This is a genomic window from Psychrobacter sp. FME13 (genome assembly GCF_014861395.1).
Taxonomy (GTDB): Bacteria; Pseudomonadota; Gammaproteobacteria; order Pseudomonadales; family Moraxellaceae; genus Psychrobacter.
Genome location: NZ_RRYV01000254.1, coordinates 1 through 2,357 on the forward strand (window position 1 = coordinate 1; position 2,357 = coordinate 2,357).

General features: G+C 34.3%; 2 protein-coding genes and 1 pseudogene. 1 reads left to right on the forward strand and 2 read right to left on the reverse strand.

Features of this window, described 5'->3' with window-relative positions; genetic code table 11:
• Window positions 1-129: 129 nt before the first annotated feature.
• Window positions 130-1,032, reverse strand: coding sequence for a hypothetical protein (locus EI164_RS15670; RefSeq protein WP_109590329.1), 903 nt, complete (start codon window positions 1,030-1,032; stop codon window positions 130-132).
• A 566-nt stretch (window positions 1,033-1,598) separates the two neighbouring features.
• Here EI164_RS15670 and EI164_RS15675 point away from each other — a divergent pair.
• Window positions 1,599-1,982 (forward strand): hypothetical protein, encoded by a 384-nt coding sequence (locus EI164_RS15675; RefSeq protein ID WP_192520909.1) that lies wholly within the window; start codon window positions 1,599-1,601, stop codon window positions 1,980-1,982.
• Window position 1,983: 1 nt separating this feature from the next.
• On the opposite strand, the pseudogene EI164_RS15680 reads toward EI164_RS15675, so the two are convergent.
• A pseudogene (locus tag EI164_RS15680) lies at window positions 1,984-2,304 on the reverse strand (integrase core domain-containing protein); the annotation flags it as partial.
• Window positions 2,305-2,357 lie beyond the last annotated feature (53 nt).

Here is a 2,357-nt window from a genome sequence, read left to right on the forward strand (position 1 = left end):
CTTATTCTCCTGTTAGTGGATTATAAGCAGTTACACAGAGTTTGGGAAACTCCCTTTTTAAGTTGAGTATTATTTAGTGTACATATCAGTGTACATGAAATTCACTTTTCATATTACTACTACTATTTTTTATTCAGTACTATTGTAAGCTTCATCAATCAGTTGCTGAAGATACTCTGCGCTACTTACTCCATACTCGCTAGCTAATTTTTTAAGCCTATTCATATGGCGTCTGGTTAAGAAGTGCTCTTGAGCAGTCTCGGCGTCTCTCTTACCTTGAAATCTTCTTTGAGTCCATGCATTACGCATTTTTCTGATTATTTCTTTTTTATGTAGGCTCATCTTATATGGATGATTATTTCTATGACCAAAAATATCTAGCGCGTCTAGAGATGCGCAGATCTGTATATAGTAAGTGCTCAGATCATTACTTAGGAATAATGGGTTCTCGATAAGATATCCATATTTACTTAAGTAGCTATGCGCCCAAAAAATTTGTTTCTCACTTTTTCTATCTAACCATTCTAGGTCTTGCGGTGTAGTCAGTACTTTATTATACAAGCTTTTAGCTTCGTTCATAAAGTTTCTTTTCCATTCAACTCTATAATCATTATATTCAACCCCATCCCTGTCTAATGAAATTATGTTTGTCAAATCAAAACACGTAATCAAGTTGTTTTGAAAGTCAGCGGAGTAATTTCCCCAGAAAAATGAAAGATTATGCTTATATTTATACGAGTAATGATCGAACCATAAAGCTGCTGTTAGATCATTTTTTAGCCAAGCTATAGACTCATCAGGCAATACATTAGATTTAGAAAAACTAACAAGTGATTCTCTATAACTTTCTGTTAACTCAAGGCTATTACAAGTAGTGTTTAGATACTCTAAATCGTTAGGAAGGTCCACGTTATATCCATCTAAAGTCAATTCATTTAACGCAATATTAACCTGCCTTTGAGTTAGTTTAAGATTCCTACCTTTCTGCTTATTAGAGTTTACTACAGAATCTCTGATAAAATTATCAGTCATTTTTTATCCTTCAGTTGGTTATCTAAGTAATATTCTACTAAAGTTTAAATAATTTTAAAATAAAAAACTAATAATATTTAAATAAATTAATAGTAATAATATAGTAATAATTTTTTCATATAAATACTTACTATGTCAATATTTCATTGGTCTAAGATGGCTTGGTATCAATAGTATGTCAAGTAAAATGCGCAGTACCAATAATTTGTTAAAGATTGACTTCGATATTTTTACTTTGGTGTAATATATATTACAGATGTGCTGACGCGTTTCCCGTATGCATAAAAGTTGGTAAGTGTGACTTCTGATGTATCATTCAAAACTTGTTGTCAGCTAAATGCACCAATCACAATATCCTCGATATACACTGCATTCCATACGAATATAGTCAAATATACTATCGATATTCCAGCAGTATTTATAAGCTACACTAATGGGTTATTTATATTATTATATATAGCAGCGTCACCACGCTGCCTATCAGCCAACCAAATTACCAGCAGAAAGAATTAAAAAATATGGCATGACTCTACTATGTGCAAGACAAACCACATAGGAGTAATACCATGAAATACATCAACCGCAACCAAACAGAAGTATTTACTAAAGTTCATCAATTAGTAATCAATATTATCTTTCGAGACTTGGATATTGATTCGGTAATGGACAAACTGAACGATCTATATCAATCATTTATGTATCACTACGAGGCTGATGAAGGGCTTGTTTATTTAAAGCCTATTGATATTTTCTTTCGTAATGCACAGCGTATTGTTGGTGATCAATACCCTGATGAAGTGATTTGGGAACACAACAACGTAAGTGAGCTGATCGATATATTGATGTACTATAAAAGAGAGGTTGAGCGTGAGCGGAGTGTTTTGATATATCAGGAAAGGCAAAACAAGAAGGTGAACCGCCCCGACTATATCGGAGAGTGGATTGCTTGAGTCAGGCAGCTTTGTCTGACTCACAAAGACTATCATAGTATCGTCTCTCAAACTCAAAAGGCGACACATAACTAATCGTACTATGAATGCGAGTTTTGTTAAACCAATCGACCCATTCTAGGGTTGCTAATTCAACATCGTTCACACCTTGCCACTGCTGTTTTAAATATTCAATCACCTCTGTTTTATAAAGCCCGTTAACCGTTTCAGCCAACGCATTATCGTATGAATCACCCGTTGTACCAACAGATGCAATGACGCCAGAATCAGCCATCTTATCAGTATAGCGAATGGATAAGTACTGAACGCCGCGATCACTATGTAGTGGCATAATTAAATTGGACAACTGCTAAGAGGCTATACTAACCCAAAGAA